The organism is Bradyrhizobium shewense, from assembly GCF_900094605.1.
In the GTDB taxonomy this organism is placed as follows: Bacteria; Pseudomonadota; Alphaproteobacteria; order Rhizobiales; family Xanthobacteraceae; genus Bradyrhizobium; species Bradyrhizobium shewense.
This window is the reverse complement of the sequence record NZ_FMAI01000006.1, coordinates 370,423-388,883: the sequence shown is the minus strand read 5'-3', so window position 1 is coordinate 388,883 and position 18,461 is coordinate 370,423. Positions and strand designations below refer to the sequence as shown.

General features: G+C 62.0%; 22 protein-coding genes and 1 pseudogene. 13 read left to right on the top strand and 10 right to left on the bottom strand.

All coding sequences use genetic code 11. The annotated features are described in order from the left end of the window. Positions 1-301: transposase (locus tag GA0061098_RS14810; RefSeq protein ID WP_129590863.1), on the top strand; the 301-nt coding region annotated here is incomplete at its 5' end. An 81-nt stretch (positions 302-382) separates the two neighbouring features. On the opposite strand, the gene GA0061098_RS14805 is transcribed toward GA0061098_RS14810, so the two are convergent. Beyond that, positions 383-1,162: a cobalamin-binding protein gene (locus tag GA0061098_RS14805; protein ID WP_091956961.1), complete on the bottom strand. Its 780-nt coding sequence runs from the start codon at positions 1,160-1,162 to the stop codon at positions 383-385. Positions 1,163-1,278: 116 nt separating this feature from the next. Between GA0061098_RS14805 and GA0061098_RS14800 the strand changes: the two genes are divergently transcribed. Together GA0061098_RS14800 and GA0061098_RS14795 are read left to right on the top strand one after the other, a co-directional pair. Beyond that, entirely contained in the window at positions 1,279-1,677 is a 399-nt protein-coding gene (locus GA0061098_RS14800; RefSeq protein WP_091956960.1) for a PaaI family thioesterase, read from the top strand. 167 nt (positions 1,678-1,844) lie between these two features. After that, a complete protein-coding gene (locus tag GA0061098_RS14795; RefSeq protein WP_091956959.1) occupies positions 1,845-2,456 on the top strand; it encodes a GNAT family N-acetyltransferase in 612 nt (203 codons plus the stop codon). Positions 2,457-2,536: 80 nt separating this feature from the next. On the opposite strand, the gene GA0061098_RS14790 is transcribed toward GA0061098_RS14795, so the two are convergent. The 4 genes from GA0061098_RS14790 to GA0061098_RS14775 all read right to left on the bottom strand — a co-directional run bounded on the left by GA0061098_RS14790 (position 2,537) and on the right by GA0061098_RS14775 (position 5,169). Continuing rightward, entirely contained in the window at positions 2,537-2,842 is a 306-nt protein-coding gene (locus GA0061098_RS14790) for a hypothetical protein (RefSeq protein WP_028144951.1), read from the bottom strand. Between the two features lie 95 nt (positions 2,843-2,937). Next, on the bottom strand, positions 2,938-3,624 hold the full coding sequence (locus GA0061098_RS14785) for a DUF2161 domain-containing phosphodiesterase (RefSeq protein WP_091956958.1): 687 nt from the start codon (positions 3,622-3,624) through the stop codon (positions 2,938-2,940). 100 nt (positions 3,625-3,724) lie between these two features. Then, complete coding sequence (locus GA0061098_RS14780; RefSeq protein WP_091956995.1) at positions 3,725-4,402, bottom strand: SDR family oxidoreductase; 678 nt, start codon at positions 4,400-4,402, stop codon at positions 3,725-3,727. 23 nt (positions 4,403-4,425) lie between these two features. Beyond that, on the bottom strand, positions 4,426-5,169 hold the full coding sequence (locus GA0061098_RS14775) for a tyrosine-protein phosphatase (RefSeq protein ID WP_091956957.1): 744 nt from the start codon (positions 5,167-5,169) through the stop codon (positions 4,426-4,428). 71 nt (positions 5,170-5,240) lie between these two features. Here GA0061098_RS14775 and GA0061098_RS14770 point away from each other — a divergent pair, with 71 nt between their 5' ends. Beyond that, the gene (locus GA0061098_RS14770) at positions 5,241-5,567 is read left to right on the top strand and encodes an MliC family protein (protein ID WP_091956956.1); all 327 of its coding nucleotides are present in this window, start codon (positions 5,241-5,243) and stop codon (positions 5,565-5,567) included. A gap of 109 nt (positions 5,568-5,676) precedes the next feature. Here the strand turns inward: GA0061098_RS14770 and GA0061098_RS14765 are convergent, their stop codons facing one another. After that, positions 5,677-5,880: a DUF2735 domain-containing protein gene (locus tag GA0061098_RS14765; RefSeq protein WP_018317483.1), complete on the bottom strand. Its 204-nt coding sequence runs from the start codon at positions 5,878-5,880 to the stop codon at positions 5,677-5,679. A 539-nt stretch (positions 5,881-6,419) separates the two neighbouring features. On the opposite strand from GA0061098_RS14765, the gene GA0061098_RS14755 reads away from it, so the two are divergent. The 6 genes from GA0061098_RS14755 (at position 6,420) to GA0061098_RS14730 (ending at position 11,094) form a co-directional block, all read left to right on the top strand. After that, a complete protein-coding gene (locus GA0061098_RS14755; protein WP_091956955.1) occupies positions 6,420-7,454 on the top strand; it encodes a glutamine synthetase beta-grasp domain-containing protein in 1,035 nt (344 codons plus the stop codon). 199 nt (positions 7,455-7,653) lie between these two features. Continuing rightward, positions 7,654-8,355, top strand: coding sequence for a GrlR family regulatory protein (locus tag GA0061098_RS14750; RefSeq protein WP_091956954.1), 702 nt, complete (start codon positions 7,654-7,656; stop codon positions 8,353-8,355). 18 nt (positions 8,356-8,373) lie between these two features. Beyond that, entirely contained in the window at positions 8,374-9,057 is a 684-nt protein-coding gene (locus GA0061098_RS14745) for a substrate-binding domain-containing protein (RefSeq protein WP_091956953.1), read from the top strand. A gap of 32 nt (positions 9,058-9,089) precedes the next feature. Beyond that, a complete protein-coding gene (locus GA0061098_RS14740; RefSeq protein WP_165637362.1) occupies positions 9,090-9,911 on the top strand; it encodes a tetratricopeptide repeat protein in 822 nt (273 codons plus the stop codon). A gap of 70 nt (positions 9,912-9,981) precedes the next feature. Then, entirely contained in the window at positions 9,982-10,131 is a 150-nt protein-coding gene (locus GA0061098_RS14735) for a hypothetical protein (RefSeq protein ID WP_007591825.1), read from the top strand. Between the two features lie 258 nt (positions 10,132-10,389). After that, positions 10,390-11,094, top strand: coding sequence for a hypothetical protein (locus tag GA0061098_RS14730; protein WP_091956951.1), 705 nt, complete (start codon positions 10,390-10,392; stop codon positions 11,092-11,094). 241 nt (positions 11,095-11,335) lie between these two features. On the opposite strand, the pseudogene GA0061098_RS14725 reads toward GA0061098_RS14730, so the two are convergent. Continuing rightward, positions 11,336-11,750 (bottom strand): annotated as a pseudogene (locus GA0061098_RS14725) (glycosyltransferase family protein); the annotation flags it as partial. Positions 11,751-11,974: 224 nt separating this feature from the next. On the opposite strand from GA0061098_RS14725, the gene GA0061098_RS14720 reads away from it, so the two are divergent. After that, positions 11,975-12,184: a PRC-barrel domain-containing protein gene (locus GA0061098_RS14720; RefSeq protein ID WP_091893378.1), complete on the top strand. Its 210-nt coding sequence runs from the start codon at positions 11,975-11,977 to the stop codon at positions 12,182-12,184. Between the two features lie 97 nt (positions 12,185-12,281). Here GA0061098_RS14720 and GA0061098_RS43770 read toward each other — a convergent pair whose 3' ends face one another. Beyond that, positions 12,282-12,494 (bottom strand): hypothetical protein, encoded by a 213-nt coding sequence (locus tag GA0061098_RS43770; protein ID WP_129590862.1) that lies wholly within the window; start codon positions 12,492-12,494, stop codon positions 12,282-12,284. A gap of 140 nt (positions 12,495-12,634) precedes the next feature. Continuing rightward, on the bottom strand, positions 12,635-12,805 hold the full coding sequence (locus tag GA0061098_RS44975) for a hypothetical protein (RefSeq protein WP_165637361.1): 171 nt from the start codon (positions 12,803-12,805) through the stop codon (positions 12,635-12,637). Between the two features lie 1,102 nt (positions 12,806-13,907). On the opposite strand from GA0061098_RS44975, the gene GA0061098_RS43760 reads away from it, so the two are divergent. After that, a complete protein-coding gene (locus GA0061098_RS43760) occupies positions 13,908-14,285 on the top strand; it encodes a hypothetical protein (RefSeq protein ID WP_129590860.1) in 378 nt (125 codons plus the stop codon). 546 nt (positions 14,286-14,831) lie between these two features. Here the strand turns inward: GA0061098_RS43760 and GA0061098_RS14710 are convergent. Then, positions 14,832-16,010: a M14 family metallopeptidase gene (locus GA0061098_RS14710; RefSeq protein ID WP_091956949.1), complete on the bottom strand. Its 1,179-nt coding sequence runs from the start codon at positions 16,008-16,010 to the stop codon at positions 14,832-14,834. A 452-nt stretch (positions 16,011-16,462) separates the two neighbouring features. Here GA0061098_RS14710 and GA0061098_RS14705 point away from each other — a divergent pair, with 452 nt between their 5' ends. Next, complete coding sequence (locus GA0061098_RS14705; RefSeq protein ID WP_091956948.1) at positions 16,463-17,461, top strand: ABC transporter substrate-binding protein; 999 nt, start codon at positions 16,463-16,465, stop codon at positions 17,459-17,461. Positions 17,462-18,461 lie beyond the last annotated feature (1,000 nt).

Below are 18,461 nucleotides of genomic sequence, written 5' to 3'. Positions count from 1 at the left end.
ACACGTCGGAGCCAAGCAGATCGCGGCGCTCGCCGGCCTTGCCCCCTTCAACGTCGACAGCGGCGCCTTCCGTGGCAAACGCAAGATCGCCGGCGGTCGAAAGCGCGTTCGCGACGCTCTCTACATGGCTGCTCTCAACGCGGTTCGACGGGCCGATCCGTTCAAGGCCTTCTATGAAAGATTGCGACAGGTCGGCAAACCGGCCAAGCTCGCCCTCATTGCCGTTGCCAGGAAGCTGCTAACGGTCCTTAACGCTATGATGCGCGACAGGAAACCGTACCTGAAGGCCGGCCCCCAATAACAGTTGCCGGCTCTGCCAGCAACGCTGGGGCGTTGCAGTGCGTCCGGGACGCGAGAGCGTCGGTGGCCGCGCTATTAGCGCTTATTCCCACAACGCCGTCACAATCGCATCCAGCCCGTCCGTCAGCGCCGCCGGTCCCGGTTGCAGAATGATCGGCGACTTGATCTCGATGATACGATCGTCGCGCACGGCGGGGATATCGCGCCAGCCGTCGCGCTGCTTGATGCGGGTTGGCACGACCTTCTTGCCGCACCAGGAGGCGAGGATGATTTCGGGCGCTGCCTCGCGAACCGCCTCCGCCGCAACGATGCGATCCTTTGCGGCCTGCTGACGTCGCAGTTCCGGAAAGATGTCCGTTCCGCCGGCAATCTCGATCAGCTCGGACACCCAGCCGATGCCCGAGATCAACGGATCGTCCCATTCCTCGAAATAAACTCTCGGTCGCGGCGAGGGGCGGGGTGTCGCGGCGATCGTGGCAAGGCGCCGCTCAAGGCCTTGCGCGAGTTTCTCCGCGCGTTCCGCCGCGCCGACCAGCGCACCGAGCGTCCGGATCATCGCCAAGATCCCGGCGACGTCGCGCTGGTTGAAGACGTGGACGTCGATGCCAGCGCGGACGAGATCGGCGACGATGCCGGCCTGCAGATCGGAGAAGGCCAGCACGAGGTCCGGTTCCAGCACCAGGATATTTGGAATGTCCGCGGAGACGAACGCGGATACCCGCGGCTTCTCCCGCCGCACCTGCGGCGGTCGAACCGCGTAGCCGGAGACGCCGACGATGCGGTCCTGCTCGCCAAGCAGGTAGAGCGTTTCGACCGTCTCTTCCGTCAGGCAGACGATGCGGCGGGGCGGGAAGTGGCGCATGGCGTTCCATACGCGCAAATGCCGGGCGATGTCACGGCGGCCATTACCTCTGACGTCATTGCTTTGCCGCCCGAAGCAATTCACGTTGGGACAACAATCGATTGGGAGGACTTTTGATGACGCCGCTCGAGAAACTTAAAGCGATGAAGATGCCATTCGCCGAGCTCAAGGGCGTCGAGTTCGTCGAGGCCGGGAAGGACCGCGTGGTGGCCCGGATGACAGTCCGGCCCGATCTCTGCACGCTGCACCACACCATCCATGGCGGCGCGGTGATGGCGCTGGCGGATTCCGTCGGCGCGGCCGCGACCGTGATCAACCTGCCTGAGGACGCCAAGGGCACGACCACGCTGGAGAGCAAGACCAATTTCATCGGCGGGGCGAAGGAGGGAACCACGGTCGTCGCCACCGCGACCCCGGTCCATCGGGGCCGGCGGACCCAGGTTTGGACAACCCGGCTGGAGACCGAGGACGGCAAGCTGGTCGCCCTGGTCACCCAGACCCAGCTGGTCCTGTAAGACTACGGGGCGTTGATTTTATTAACGAATTGGTCGTCTCCCGTGCCTCTAACTTGGGCAGGTCCTCGTCTTGCAAAAGATGCTGCGATGCACAATATAGGGGGCCTAGGGATTCGAACGCCTCCTCGAGGGACACCAAGAGGAGTTTTGACTTGTCACTCGAAGATTTGGCCCTTGAGGCCACCACCCGCACAACCCAGGTTCCGGGCTATGTGCGGACCTTGAGCCAGCAGGAAGAATTGCCGCTTCTGCGCGATCATCTGCTGCGGCTCGATGCCGGAAGCCGGCACGACCGTTTCAACGGCTTTCTCGACGACTCATTCATCGAGCGTTACGCCGCCCGCTGCGCCGAGGATGGCACCGTGATCGTCGCCTATATCGTCGACGGCGTGGTCCGCGGTGCTGCCGAGCTGCATCCGCCGGAAGATGGTTCGCTGCCTGAAGTTGCCTTCAGCGTGGAAGCCACCGCGCGCCGCCAGGGCGTCGGCACGGTCTTGTTCAGCCGCCTGATCGCTGAAGCGCGCTGGAAAGGCTATAAGAGCCTGCGCATCACCACGGGCGCCGAGAATCACGCCATGCGGGCGCTCGCCAGGAAGTTCGGCGCGCATCTGGCTTTCCGCCACGGCGAATCGACTGGCACTATCGACCTCGCCAAGACGCCTGAGGCCGAACTCGCCGATCTCGCGGCCTCGCCGTTCAGGGCCGGCCGCGCTTTGCTCAACTTCAACTCGACCTGCTGGAAGATCATCTCCAGCATGTACGGCCATCGCGCCGCCTGAGTTCAGGAAACTGTCGGGAATCAAAAAGCGGACCGGCAAAACCGGTCCGCTTTCGTATTGGGAGCAGGGAATGAAGCCCTTTAGGTGCCAGTGCGTGTGGCGGCGCTGAAGCGGCGGACGACGCGGCGTTCGACCACCACCGACCGCTGTGCGCCCTGTTCGCCGGCGATCACGCGCGTGGCGGTGATGCGGCTGTTGGTGCGCGCCTGCTTCTTAACCTCGGCCTGCACGACATCAAGCGGCATCCCCATCAGAGCTGCGGCGATCTCGGCCTGCTGCTCATGATCGTCGGTGATGCCGACGGCGGCGAAGATCGCCTCGTCCAGGGTGGGCGGATCATGGCGGACGCGCCGCGTGCCATATTTGGTATTCCAGTCTGCGCTCATAACGGCCTCGTTTTGATGCCGGGATACCTAGTGCCGCAAATGTTGCATTGCAATATGAAATTAGTGTGGCATCTCAGCTATGCACCGGTCGGGTGTCAGGGCGGTGACGCGACACCGGCATCGATCTCAATCCGTTGTTGCGGCCAGCGCTTCAGGGCGGCATGCCCGGCCTCGGTGAGCCCGTAGATTCCCCGGTCGGCCCGCTCGAACCAGCCATACACATTGTTAAGCAAGATCTTGCCGGCGTCAGGGCAGCGCACGCGCAATTCGCGCACGGGCCGCGGCCCGTCGGCGAGCGCCGAGGCGCAGGCCAGAGCCTGCTGCCGATAGGCCGTCATGATCGGCGCGCGGGTGCTGCCGCCGAGCACGGGATCGCCCTGGCGGCGCTGGTGTTCCGCGACGAGACGCGACCGCACCTTCGGCTCGCGGCGCGGCGCCGCGGTCGGCGGCTTCACCAGCACCTCGACTTGGCCGCGATCGGTCACGCCGAGCATGCCGAAGCCGAGGCGGCGGCAGAGATTGCGATAGCGCGCATCGCTCTCGCGCCCCTTGCCGCGGATCGACATCTTTGCCGCGATCCAGACCTCGTCGCCGGCCGGCGCGCGGTCGACCGCCTGGAGGATCAGCTCGAGATTGAAGGCGAGCTTGAGCTCACCGATCACCACCACGGGCGGATCGCCGGCGCTGAGGCCCACGAGATCGCAGCCGCCGATCTCGCCCTTTACGGTGAAGCCGAGCTCTTCGAGGAAGCGTTTGACGGGGAGGTAAAGCGCGGTTTCCAAAGGGGGCGTCCGGTCGGAGAATCAGTTGCGGGCAGTTTAGAGCCTTCTGGGGTCCGATTGAATCAGAGCTGCCGCGCAGGAGGATCCGAACGCAACGCGTTTACACCCGTCCTCCGACCGGGATCAGCGCGCCGGTGATGCCGCTGGCCGCCTCGCTGGCGAGGAACAGGATGACCTCGGTGAGTTCCTGTGGCGTCACCCATTTGGAGAAGTCCGCCTTCGGCATGTCGCCGCGGTTGGCTGTGGTGTCGATGATCGACGGCAACACGGCGTTGACGGTGACCTTGCCTTTCCACTCGCTGGCCAGCGCCTCGGTGAGCCGATGCACGCCCGCTTTCGACGCCGCATAGGGCCCCATGCCGGAGCCTGCCTGGAGCGCGCCCATGGCGCCGATATTGACGATGCGGCCGGCCCTGGACGCTGCGAGATGCGGCAGCGCCGCGCGCGAGGTGTTGAGCGCGGTCAGGACGTTCAGTGCGTACATGCGCTGCCAGGTCTTGACGTCGCCATCGTCCACGGTCTCGTAGGCGAAGCCGCCGGCGATGTTGATCAGCGCATCGAGCCGGCCGAAATGCTTGGCCGCCGCGTCAACCGCCGTCTTCGCCTGGGCCGCGTCGGACAGGTCGACGCCGCCGATCTCGATGCTCTCGGGCGTTGCGGGAATCTGCGGCGCGTGATCGATGCCGGCCACGCGCGCGCCGCGCGATCGTGCGATCTCCGCAACCACCTTGCCGAGCGCGCCGTGTGCGCCTGTCACGATCAGGACCTTGTCTTGCATCATCGTTCTCCGGGCACGGCTGTCTATGATTGCAGATAGCGCGCCTTCAGCGCGGTCCGCTCCGCCGTGCCGAGCTTGAGGGCGTCGCGCAAATAGGTTTCGAGATCGCCATATTCACTGCCGATGGCTTCGAATGCAGCGGCAAGGTACGAGGCTTCGACGCTGCCGATGGCATTGCGTACGTCCTCCGGCAGGTCGATGGCGGCCGTCGCATCGCGCTTGTAATGCTGGTTGGTGAGCAGGTAGTCCTCGGCAATGATCTCATCGGGTACGCCGAGCGCATGCAGGATCAGCGCGCTGGCGAAGCCGGTGCGGTCCTTGCCCGCAGTGCAATGGATCACCAGCGGCGCACGATCTTCGAGGAGATGGCCGAACAGGTTGCGAAAGCTGTTCGTGTGGTGGCGAACGTAGTTGCGATAGGATTCGCGCATGAGCTCCAGCGCGACCGGTGCAGTCAGCGTGCCGCTTGCGAGTTCGGTACGCAGCGCAGCCACGACGCTCGGCTCGATCGGCAGCGAATGCACCGTGATCTCGCTGACAACGCAGACGCCTGCCGCGCGCTCCTCAACCCCTCGGAAATCGAAAGCGCTTCGTACCCCCAGCGCGCGGACGATCTCGATATCGGCGGCGGTGAGCTGGCCGAGATGGTTGGAGCGAAAGATGTGCCGCCAGCGCGTGGTGCGGCCGTCGGTGGTCGGGTAGCCGCCGAGGTCGCGAAAATTGCTGGCGCCTTGCAGGGCGAGGTGACGAGTAGGGGAATCTGACATGGGATCGGCTTCGGTTATGGTTCCATTGGACGCACGAGGGGCATCCTTGAAAGCTATTACAGGGGGCGATCATGGGCCGGCACAAGGCCATTCTTTTGACGACCGTCATGCTGGCGGCTGGAATGACCAGTGCGCGGCAGACTGAAGCGCAGACGTTCCAGACCTATCGCTGCGCCGATGGTACGCAGTTCATCGTTGCATTTTATGACGCCGACAAGCGGGCCTTTCTCCAGATCGACGGCGAGCCGGTCACGCTCGCCAAGCGGCTGTCGGTCTCGGGCGCACGCTATTCGGGGGCGGGGGTCACCCTGAAGATTCCCAAGACGGGATCCACCACGGTGAAGCACCTGAGGCGGCCGGTTACGGCCTGCGCGGCGATCGAAAAGCCCCGGATCTAGCCGGGAGGGCAGCTGGAATCAAAAAGGGCCGAAACATCGCTGTTTCGACCCTTTTCGAGCTGCCGCCGGGCGCCTGCGGGACGCGGCGGTTTCAAACCGACCATAGGCATTAGCGATCCCATTTCGGCTTGGCGTCGTCGACCGCCTCCTGGTGGTACCAGCTGTCGCTGCAGATCGAGACATTCGCCGGAAGCGAAGCGTGATCGGCAGGAAGGCGGGTCTCGCCATAGCGGCGTCCCGCGAGAGCCGCGCGGCCCCCGACCGGGAATTGGTAGATCGTTGCCGATCCGTGACTCAGACCATTGTTCATCATTGCGATTTCTCCTTGGTCGAAGCGCCTTGGCCTCCATGGTGCGCCCGACTCGTTCGATTGTGGTTACTGGAATCCCCATATCGGCCCCGCATCCCGAAATGCAAAGTGCTGAAAACGAAATCAGTTTCCGCCCAATTTGTAGGCATATGGCCTGCTGCATCCCCTAAGGCACGGTGTCGGTGGCTAACGGCTGGGCCATTCCAAAGGTTGCTAGGCAGGGCGTGGAGCTTTGCGAAAATTGCTGGACGTTGATGCGCGTTTCATCGGCAACCTCCGGCACGGGCCGGCCTGCTTCAGAATCGGGCGTTTTTCGCGGGATTTTTGCGGTGCAGCTACACGCAAAGGTGCGCCGCTATGACGCACGACGCCGTCGACATCGCGTCGACACCGGGCAGGGGAGAGCCGCGGTGGAGAACCTCCCGCGCTGCGGCCTTTTGGCACGTTAAATGCTTGTAAAGGGCCGGCCGATGATGGCCGGGTACAAAACGTTCGGGGGCCGCCAGGCCCCCAACCTTTCGCATCATCTACAGAGAGGCTCAATGACCAAGTATAAGCTCGAGTACATCTGGCTCGACGGATATACGCCGACTCCGAACCTGCGCGGCAAAACTCAGATCAAGGAATTCGCGTCGTTCCCGACGCTCGAGCAGCTTCCGCTCTGGGGCTTCGATGGCTCCTCCACCCAGCAGGCCGAAGGCCACAGCTCCGATTGCGTGCTGAAGCCGGTCGCCGTCTTCCCGGACGCCGCGCGCACCAATGGCGTGCTCGTGATGTGCGAAGTCATGATGCCCGATGGCAAGACCCCGCACGCCTCCAACAAGCGCGCCACCATTCTCGACGACGCCGGCGCCTGGTTCGGTTTCGAGCAGGAATACTTCTTCTACAAGGACGGCCGTCCGCTCGGCTTCCCGACCGCTGGTTATCCGGCGCCGCAGGGCCCGTACTACACCGGCGTCGGCTATTCGAACGTTGGCGACGTCGCCCGCAAGATCGTCGAAGAGCACCTCGACCTCTGCCTCGCTGCCGGCATCAACCACGAAGGCATCAACGCGGAAGTCGCCAAGGGTCAGTGGGAATTCCAGATCTTCGGCAAGGGCTCCAAGAAGGCCGCTGACGAAATGTGGATGGCCCGCTATTTGATGCTGCGCCTCACCGAGAAGTACGGCATCGACATCGAATTCCACTGCAAGCCGCTCGGCGACACCGACTGGAACGGCTCCGGCATGCACGCCAACTTCTCGACCGAGTATATGCGCACGGTCGGCGGCAAGGAGTATTTCGAGGCCCTGATGGCCGCCTTCGACAAGAACCTGATGGACCACATCGCCGTCTACGGCCCGGACAATGACAAGCGTCTGACCGGCAAGCACGAGACCGCGCCGTGGAACAAGTTCAGCTACGGCGTTGCTGACCGCGGCGCTTCGATCCGCGTGCCGCACTCCTTCGTCAACAACGGCTACAAGGGCTATCTGGAAGACCGCCGTCCGAACTCGCAAGGCGACCCATACCAGATCGCTTCGCAGATCCTGAAGACGATCGCCTCCGTGCCGGCCGACAAGAAGGCTGCGGCCTAAGATCCTCCCGGCCCGGGCTGGGGGGCTGGCCCGGGTCGGCTTTCAATCCGCCGGAGCTGCAAGGCTCCGGCGGATTTTTAGCATCTTGATGACAGCCATTCCCGTGACGCAGCAGGGCTGCGTCGCGTGAAACCTGTCCATCTCGGCCCAAAGCGGGATAGAGTGCCCCGCAGGATGCGCGCAGGGCCGGGGACGGCTGGTGTTTGAAGGCTTCTACAAGGTGAAATTTCAGCTCGGCGACGCCGTCGGCCGGAGCGTGATGCATGCCGGCAACGGCAAGATGCTCGGCGGCAATTCGGCCTTCGCCCATATCGGCACCTACGAGAAGACCGACAGCGGCGTCGACGTCGTGATCAGCACCGTCCGCCATAACCCCGATCCGAACTACCGCGCCATGGCGGGCACCGATGATGCGACCTTGCTCGCCAAGGGCTGGGCGGATGGCGACCTCTATCGCTTCAAGGGCGAGCTGAAGGAGCTGCCCGGCATTCCCTTCCAGTCGGTGATGACGCCGATCACGGAAGACGAGGTGCCGATCGCCGGCGGCGTCGGCGAAGCCGGCATCGCCGACGGCCTCTACTCCATCCACCTGCGCATGCTCGACGGTCTGGACGGTGGTCTCACCGGCGTGATGCTGCTGAACCGGGGCCGCATTCTCGGCGGCGATGCGGCATTCTACTATCTCGGCAGCTACACCGCCGCGAACGGCCGCTGGAAGGGCCAGATCCTCAACCAGGAGCACACGCCGGCCAAGGACGACCCGATCTTCGGCGGCCACGAGGTCGGTATCGGCTTCTCGGGCAGCTACAATGCGGAGCAGGCGGTGCTGGAGGCGACTGCGCTTGCCGGCAAGCGCAGCCTGCGCCTGACCGCCGCGCTCAAGCTGATGCATCGCGCCTGATCGCGACGGAAATCGCTCATGGAAAACCTTCGCATGCTTTCGACGCTCGGCCTGATGGGTGCGATGCGCAGCCTGTCGTCCGCGTACGAAGCCGCAACCGGCGTCCGCATCGACGCCGACTTCGCGCCGACGCTCGCTCTGCTGAAGCGCCTGCGCGACGGCGAGGCCGCCGATCTCGTGATCCTCACGCGCGAAGGGCTGGACGAGATGATCGCGGAGGGCCGCGTGCTCGCCGGGAGCGCGGCCGATCTGGCGCGATCCTATGTCGGCATTGCCGTGCGGGCAGGGCAGGCGCATCCCGAAATCGGAAGCGAAGCGGCGCTGCACAGGACGCTGCTCGCAGCGCGGTCCATCGCCTATTCGCGGTTAGGCGCGAGCGGCGTCTACTTCGCCCAGTTGATCGTGCGGATGGGGATCGCAGCCGAGATCAACGCAAAGGCGACCATCGTCGAGCAGGGCTTTACAGCGGAGCGTCTCGTCAGCGGCGAGGCAGACCTCGCCGTGCAGCAGGTCAGCGAGTTGAAGCAGGTCGCCGGCATCGAGGTGGTCGGTCCGATCCCGCACGAGTTGCAGACACCGGCGGTGTTCTCCGCCGGCCGAATGGTCGCCGCGAAGCACGCCGACGCCGCGGACCGTCTGCTGCGCTATCTGGCATCGCCCGAGGTCGTACCCGTCCTGCGCCAATCGGGACTCGAGCCTTGAATTTGCCGGGGCGGGGACGCAACGTGACGACCATGCGGACTTGTCTCCTTGCCATCGTCCTCTCGCTTGCCGCGCCCTTGGCGGCGCGCGCGCAATCGGCCGATCACGTGTTGTGCGACCGGGTCGCGGCCGATCCCAGCGATCCCGACAAGCCGGCTGATGTGAGGGGCGTCGCCGAGATCGCGACCTCCGACGTTGCGACGGCGATCAGGTTCTGCAAGCAGGCGGCGCCATCCTCGCGCCGTGCGATGTTCGCGCTCGGCCGTGCCTACGCCGCCAACCGGCAGACGGCGGAGGCGATCGCTGCCTGGCGCAAGGCCGCCGACAAGGGATCGAGCGCAGCCATGGTCGAGCTCGGTGTTGCCTATGGCACCGGCTCCGGCATCGCCAAGGACGAGGCGCAGGCGCGAAAACTGTTCGAGAAGGCGGCGCAATCAGGCAACCCCCGCGGCGTCAGCAACCTCGCTGCGCTCGGCGGTGCAGGGGGCGCCGCGCCGGCCGATCCCGCGCAGGCGCGCGCGCTGCTCGGCAAGGCTGCCGAGACCAATGCGGAGGCGCAGTACCAGCTCGGCCTGATGCTCTCCGAAGGCACGGGCGGTGCGAAGGACGACGTCGCGGCGCGTGGGCTGTTCGAGAAAGCGGCGGCGCAAAACCATCCCGGCGCGCTGGAGCGGATGGGGGCCTTCGCGGAAGGCGGCCGCGGCGGCGCAAAGGACAAGGACGCCGCGAAGACCTATTACGAGCGTGCGGCCGCGCTCGGCGACGAAGATGCCAAGAAGGCGCTGGAGCGGCTGCGCTGCCCCTATGCGATCAAGGACAAGCAGGGCAAGCTCGTCACCACGCTGTGTTTCTGAGCAGAGCCGCACGCGACGGAACCTCAATCGCGTGGACGCCGTTGATCTCAAGACACAACGGAGCGCGATCATGATCCGCAAACTGGCATCGGGCGAATACCGCCTCTATTCACGCAAGGTGAATCCGAAGACCGGCAAGCGTCGTAACCTCGGGACCTTCCGGAGCCGTGCGGCCGCCGAGAAGCACGAGCGCGAGGTGCAGTATTTCAAGCGTCACTGACGCGCGATGAAGGCTCGCCAAAACAAAAATGTCGAAAACAACCCCATGCACAGTAGGCGGGGCCTTGAAATCGCAGCGGAATTACGCGCGACGGATTTTGCGAAATCCGCTTTGACCCGTCGGGCAAAACAGGAGCATGATGGCATCGTGGCGGGGAGACGCCCCGCAAGGGCCCTGCGCGAAAAAGCCGGATGGCCTGGCTGGGGCAGCAGTGCTAGGTAGCCCACGATTCTTTTCCGATTTTGCGGGTTCATTGCGTTGCTGGACGGGCTCTACAAGGTTGAATACGGCGTCAACGATGCGTTCGGGCGCAGCATCATGTGCCTGCACGATGGCAAGATGCTGGGCGGTAATTCGGCCTTCGCGCATCTCGGTACCTATGTCGAGCGCGATGGCGAGATCGTCGCCGAGGTGATCACCGAACGGCATAACGAGGATCCCCATTACAAGCCCCTGATGGGCGCCGACGTCGCCAGGATCGGCGCGCGCGGGCGGCTGCACGGCAACCAGATCCGTCTTGCCGGCGGCGCGGACACCATGCCGGGCGCCGGTTTCTGGGCCAACCTGACGCGTCTCGATGATGGGGCGCTGCCACCACGCGGCACAATCGGGCCGGGCGGCATCGCCAACGGCCTCTACGGGATGGGTCTGCGCGCGCTCGATGGTGTCGATGCAGGGCTCTCCGGCGTCATGCTGCTCATCGACGGGCGCATCCTCGGCGGCGATGCGTTCTTCTACTATCTCGGCTCTTACTCGTCGGCAGACGGCCGCTGGAAGGGCGAGATGCTCAACCAGGAGCACACGCCGGCCAAAGGCGAGAACCCCGTGTTCGGCGGCTATGAGGTCGGGATCGGCTTCTCCGGCACCTGCACCGCGGACAGCGGCGAACTCGAAGGCATCGCGCTCGCCGGCAAGCGCAGTCTGCGCCTTGCGGCCTCGCTCAGGTTGATGAGAAGGGCTTAGGATCGCAAGGGCGGATGTCCGGATGTTGAGGTGAAGCGGCCCTCAACGCGTTGGCCCGGCGATGTCGGCTTGTGACCCATAGCGGAAGTAGGAAATCTCCGTTTCGGGCGTTAAGGCCAGGCGATCAATAAGGTCATGGAGGCGGACATGCCGCCAGCGGCAGTTTTCATCTATTGGCCGGATGACCTAAGCGACAGGAAAATTATCGAGGAAGCTCGCCGGGTTGTCGCTGAATGTGTGAGGGTCCTCGAAACTCATCCGTCTCCGGGCCAAGAAAGGCCAGGTACGAACCGGGTTCGTAGGTGGGCTGAAGCAGATGCCTGGGCAGCCCGCGCGGAACCGTCGCGATCCAGTTTGCGTCCGGAATCGGACGGCGCTGGTTGTCGGAGATGGAGACGAAAGAAGCTTCCGGAAAAGCCACGCTCACATCGGATAGACCCGAAGGTCGAGTCGGCCATGCATGGTCGTCAGAAACGGCACTCCGGTCCGGCTCAGGACCGGCAGGGGCAACCAGTCGACATGAGAGTGGATCAGGTCGAATTCGCGCGCGCGCTCGGCGATGGCCTCGATCAGCAGCGCGCAGGCGGCATTCGGATCAGCCCCCTCCACCCCAGGCGCAGCGCACGCGGCCACACCGCGTGGAGCTTTCCCTTCGTCAGCGTGGTCTCCAAGCATCGCGATCGGCCGCACCGAGGCGGTCGGGGCAGAAGCACTGGATCAAGGTGAAGAACCGGAGCCACCCAGCGATGGCAAGGGAGTTATGAGCTCCATCCCATCGCCCCTTTTTCCCATCAGCCATCCATCCTCGTGCGCCCATTCAGAAGGGAACGCAGCTCAGTCTCAGCGGTTTTGCTCGCATAGCCAGGACGAGATGCCGCAGATGCCCCGGGCTAAAGCTCACGCCTCTGCTATTCTACGCGAATATCACGAAGCCGAGACAGAATTGATCGGCAAGGCGGTGGTGCTCACGGACGGTACAGCAGGGACTGTCGAGGAATTGTACTTGGACGAAGCGCACGGCTTGCGTCTTTCCATTGCTGGCCATCCCGGAAAGTGGCCCGTGGCAACGATTAAGCTGGCGCAGAAGTGACAGCCCACCTGTTTCTGTGCGCTGATCCTCGTCATAACGCGAGCCGTTTCCTCTGGCGCGGACGGCCGCATGAGCGGAGGCAGCTGCGTTATTCAGCTCAAGAGGCGATCTTCTGCTCGGCCTCAAGGACGCGTTCGCGGAGTGCTTCCAATTCGGCAATCTGAGCAGCGAGCGCTTCGAAGCGGTGCCGAAGAACAGCGGCATCCGCTCGACCGCCGCGATTGCCCGCCTCGGGCAAGTTGGCCCATTCAAATGAAGCGGCCGATCGAGTTGACGCCGGGGAATTTTGGAAATGATGGAGACCAGTCATGGCCGGACCTTCCGAGCGGGCGCAAGGGAAAATGGGGCAGGAAGGACATCAAATTAAATCACATCGCAAGCCACAACAATAAATTACGTTAATTGAAATTAATCACGAATTATAACACTCGCCGGGGGCTCTGTGGCACATTAGTGTTTTATCCTCAGTTCCTTCGGGTCTACTCTCTGGTCGAGCTGTTTAAGCCGCTCCTCAAGGTCGCGTTTTGCTGCGATCAGCTTGACGGCTAGGACCTGACCCACGTCGGTGTGCAGCGCCCACAACTCATCAATGGACAGCGCGTCAAGGTGATCTCGATTCATGCGACCCGGGTCCCAGCAGATTACGTCAATTCGTGGCTGAGGGAGATGCCAGCGTTCTGGGCTCCAAGCTCAGACACGGGCCCTGTACAATTAATGTTCCAACATTAAATCATATTAAATAAATAATATATAGTCAATTTTGTGATCAATATCCGCAATCCGCTGTAAAAGCCCAGGTTGTACTGCATTCTATTATTTTGCCCCCGGCTGGGATGTTTAATGTATTTTAGGGCGTTCCACGAGTAAGTAGGATCGCGTGGCGGTCCTCCGCCAGCATCTTGATTCCGAACTATCTGAACTGGAAGATCTTCGGTCCCGTGTACTAACGGCCGAGCAAAGAAGAAGTCTTGGGGCTGCATTTTCAAGAAGGCGAGGATTAGTAGGAAGGTTGGCCGAGCTCGACGGAGAACGCTGCCACATTGGTTCCACGCCTGAGACCTGCATCTTGGTCGCAAGCACCGCTATCAGGCTTGGTCTCGACGAACTGATAGCGAATCAGCAGCTGGACATTCGGCAGTCAGCCTTACGCAGTCCCTACGCAGCGGAGGATCGATCTTGGCTGAACGCGAAGTCTCAGCACGAGCGAGGTCCAGCCATGCCAAGGCAACGCGCAGCCATTTCGCACGCTCAACTGCGCATATCGAGCCTGCGGCTTCACGCATCGCCGCGTCCGCTTCGGTGCGAGGATCAACGTCTCGGCACATGGCATATCGTATAAGCGCTACCGCTTAATAGCTGAAGAATGCGGAGCCCCGGAAGAATACGGTCGCTACCTCTCCAATCGCGGCGAGAAAGGTGCGCGCACTCCCTGGGCGGTGAGGCACCTTTGTGCATCAGATCGGAGTCGGGCCCAAGCAACGACTAATGGCCCCTAGCCCAACAGGCGCTTCCGCTTGTGGCCCGTAGCTGACCAATCTCGGCATGTTGCGTGATGGCAGCTTCTGACCCTGAGCTGACTTTGCAATAGCGCATACTGCTCTATGATATTGATCGGTGAAGAAAGCATTTGAAATCAGCCAGCACAATGAGAACTCTCGCTCTTTTGCTCATAGCAATATTAGCACTTTCTGATTCGGCAACGGCCTGCCGTATCGAACACACGATGACGCTTCTGCGGACGTTGCCGGATGCCGCACGCTCTGAACCAGTGGTGGCGGCCGTCGAAGCAATTGAGCTGCTACCTCCCTCTTTGGCGAGGAAGGAGGATGATGGCTGGGGGTCCTCGCCTCTGGTCAGAGTGCGCGTGGTCGAGGCGATCAATGGCGTGCAGGAAGGACAGATCCTTGTCGTTGATGCCATCGGGTCCAGCTGTGATCAGGTCTTTCGTCGAAGCGAAGCCTACTTTCGTTCCTATCTGACGAAGCGGCACTACATTGCCGGCAAGCTCGAAGCCAACGGCAACGGCGATATTGTCTTTCATGGCGCTTGGGTGCCAGGTGGCGCTGCTGGCGAACTGATACCGGTCCGACGGGCGAAGTAATTGCGCGGCGGCGGCTTCCTAACGTCCGCTTGTGGCCCTTAGCTGAACTATCTCTCAAGCATCGAAGTGTCGGCTGTCTGGCTGAAAACGGACTCATGTCGGACAGCACGGTGATGCCCGCTTGTGACCCTTAGCGGACATGGCCGCTAAACTGTCTGTTGTCTGGTCTTGCAGCAAAGAGCGGACATCAGCCGAAGTCGGCGATTGCCGAATAAACGCAATTTATGAGTACGCGTCCTAGCCATGACGGGCACGCTGTTCTGGCTTGAGTCTCCCTCAACTCGCGCGACGATTGGCGGCCACGTCGCCATATCATTCGCGACACGCTTCTCGTCGATCGTGAGACCCGGTTGCAGTTAGTGCCCCAGGAATGTCGACCGCCAAGCGCTTTACGTGCGGCACTCTCGACTTCGAAAATGCTAGGCGTCGCATCTTCGACGGCGCGATCGAAGCCAAGTTTCCGTTGGATGCGCTGCCTATCGAAGTGGAATGGAGGTCCATCCGACAAACCGCGGCCGCGCCACGGCCAATTCCAGATGGTCGCGCCTACTCCGGGTATAATTCAACCCCGCCCGAAGTCGGACGGTTGGAGAGAATGAAGGCAAGCACATTTCCGGGCTCTGAAGTGGCGTCGCTGCGAAGTCCGCCGATCTGACCATCGATCGGGCTTGTATATTCCGCGACGACCTCACCGAAAATGTTGCGGTGGATCGCAATTTTTTGGCCCGATTTGACGTTGTCTGTCAGCTTCGTCAGATGCTCGACAATTCCGCCCGAGGTCGCAACAACAGGCATGAGACCATTGGCTACGAAGACATTTGTATCGCGTCCCGTGCGTCCCATCGGGCTGTTGATGATGCCGTGCAGCCTGAGCACGTTCATTGTGCCCTCCACGAAGCGAGGGATCATTGCCAGGTCGAGTTTTCGGGCACTGCCTATCTCCGGCGTGAACGCCGGAATGCCCACCTTGAACAGCGCGTCCGAGAGAAGCCCAGGATAGCCGGGGTTGTCAAAGATCTGGGAGATCGGGAAGAGTTCCGCCATGGCCTTGATCTCGGGGACGTCCATTTTCGCCAGGTGGAAGTCGGCGGCATCGAGGCCGGTCGCGCCGGTATGGAAATCAAGAACGTAGTCCGAGTTCGGACGGATCAGGTGATTGAACAGGAGACCCGCATGCCGCGCCGGCGCGCTCGGGGCGTTCTCGTCGCCAGGCCAAACCCGGTTCATATCGACCAGGTCCGTGCCTCGGCCGGAATTTGGCCAGCGTCGGTTCATGCTTTCTATCGCCGGGCGCGAAATATCGAATATCGCCATGACGGCGCCGCTCATGGCGGCAGGGTCGAGGCCGTTGATGATGGCTTGCACCGCATAGATCGAGCTCATTTCATCGCCGTGGACGCCGCTCGTGAGAGTGATCCGTTTGCCTGGGCTTGTTCCGCGCATGACGGTGACAGATACAAGCCACGGCTGGCCTGATGGACCTTCGACGCCGCGGAAAAAGAGCCGATGAACCTTTCCCGCCTCGAGGTCGGCAATACCGAGCGCGCTGACTACCGGTTTTCCGTCCACAGTACTGCCGGTGTAGACCGTTCCTCCCGGCAGCTTGGTGGCGGCGGTTTGTGCCGCAGCATGATTGGAAGACATGACCGATGATGCAGCCCCCACGGCTGCAAGGGTAGTTGCACGCATGAAGTCGCGACGATCGGTGCTCCGCTGATCTGTCATGGCATTGCTCCAGTTGATGCTGGCGGACCGCCCTTGCGGCGCGCAACGAGCATTCTGGGGCGGCTCTATGGGTTTGTCGAACGACGGGCTCGCTGTAGCTCGGTATCGGCCCGACTCGCGCCTGCCAGCGTGTCCGCTCGATGGTCGCTAACGTGGGCAAACCGGGCGTGCCGTGGACATCGCCAAGGCGACGCGGATGGCCCATAGCGGACATAGGTGAGGATGCGGCCGATTTCCGCTTTTGGCCCTTCACCGAAGTAGCGCCGCGTCTGACGGAGGTCCGCTCACCGCTGCCGAGCGGACCAGATTTGCTCAACCTGAGGTGTTCGCAGTTTGACCCAAAGCGGACATTGGACCCCACCCAAATATACATCCTTCGACCGCCGACAACACCTTCCAAGCATCGGGCTTGGACAGATACACTTTCCGCATCCTGATCCTGGGAGGCGGGCATGAGACGGCGCTCGTTCATTGGGCTAATCGGCGGCGTGGCCGTGTCTCCAATCGCTGTTCGGGCGCAGCAGCCAGCAAAGATGAAGCGGCTCGCACTAGCTGACCCGGCGCTAAAGGTTGCCGACATGCGGATTGGAGGCGACTCGGGTTACACGTTGGGTCTTCGGGAACTCCAGCGTCTTGGTTATATCGAAGGTCAGAATTTGATCATCGACCGGTTTTCGGCTGACGGGACAGGGGAATATGGCGACCTCGTAGCCAAAATCGTCAGCGCGCATCCAGACGTGATCTTTGCTTTGGGTACGTCTATCACACTCGCATTGAAAGCGGCGACTAGCACAATTCCCATCGTTGCCATCACTGGCGATCCGATTCGATTTGGAGTGGTATCCAGCCTGTCGCGTCCGGGCGCAAACGTTACGGGGGTTAGCGTTGATGCCGGCGTTGAACTTTGGGGTAAGCGTCTTGAACTGCTTGCCGAAGCCATCCCAAAGGCTCGCAACGTGCTTTTCGTCTCAACGCAAGCGGGTTGGGAGGCTGAGGGCGGCAAGGCGACGCGGGAGGCAGCTCAAAGGCTCGGTATTGCGTTAGCGATTGCGCCCGTGTCCACTCCGGTCAATGAACAGGCATACAGCGACGCTTTTCAAGCCATCCGGCGGGACCAGTCCGATGGACTTGTGATTGCAAACATTACTAACGCCTACGCTCATCGCTTTCTTCTCGTTAAACTCGCCCAGCAAATCGGTCTCCCGACGATGTTTGTCCTTCGAGAGCAGGCGGAAGCCGGAGGATTGATGTCTTATTCCATGGACCTAAAGCACGCCATTCTGGTCGCTATTGCGCAGGTGGCTGAGGTATTGCGCGGTAGCAGACCAAGCGAGATGCCGTATGTCCAAGGGACGCGATACGAGTTTGTGATTAACCTGAGGGCCGCAAAGGCAATAGGTCTCACGATTCCTCCGGCATTGCTCGCCCGCGCCGACGAGGTGATCGAATAAAGTCGCCTATTGGCCCGAAGCGACAAACGCGGTGGAGGTGCCTTGATGTCGGCAACGAGGGGTAAGCCGGACGTGGGTTTGATCGCGCAGAACCGACGCGATTGACCCGTCTCAGACATCCAACGGATTGGACACTTCCACATACCGGCACAAAGACACATACCTGTGAGAGGACGATCCGATGGACCTGGCAGATCGTCCCTCGACTGGTAGCTGCAGGCCTATTGGTGACCGTAGTACTGGCGATTGCACTGGTGACGGCCTCGCTCATAGCTCGCCTCTCGGTACGCCGGTCCTTTCATGATGCTGCTCACATCAGCGAGCATCCGTGCCTGCTTGAGACACTCCACGTAAGGTTTGTTCGAGAGCCAATCGAGTCCGAGACCGCCAGCGTGAGATGTCTGGATTGAAGCAACGAACGAACTGATTCCGACTATTGCGGCGAAAGCTAAGTGAGCAGCGCGGGAGACGGTCATGGCATATTTCCTTGTGCCTGGGTAATCGCACAGAGACAATGCCGTGCCGTACGTCTGAAATATGTGCTGCCCATCACATCCGCTGGGCCGGGCGCATGTGGCGTCAGTGCGCTCTGCAAAGCGGCGTTCTATCTTTAAGGTTGCCCGCAAAGATGGGTACCTCGGTAGAAATCATTCAGGATTATGACCGCACGCAGGCTACGGCTGCTGTGTTTGCAACTAGGCTAACCGTTATTCTCTGATGAATTGATCTGAGCAAGTTTAAACAGCTGCGCTGGTTGGTCTAAAAAGAGAAAGCGCATTTCCGCTTCTGGCCCTTGGCCGACCTCAGCCCTGAGCGCGGCGATGTCCGCTTCCCAAGGAAGCGGACACCCTGGCGCCAATACGCCAAGTGCCCCCGGACGCCATATGACCGCGTTTTCGAGCGATTGGGAAGCGTGCCGAATGTCCGCGCGTTGGCCCGTGGCAGACCTCGGTCGCCGCCTGTCGGATGTCAGCACGCGACCCCAAGCGGACTATTCAAT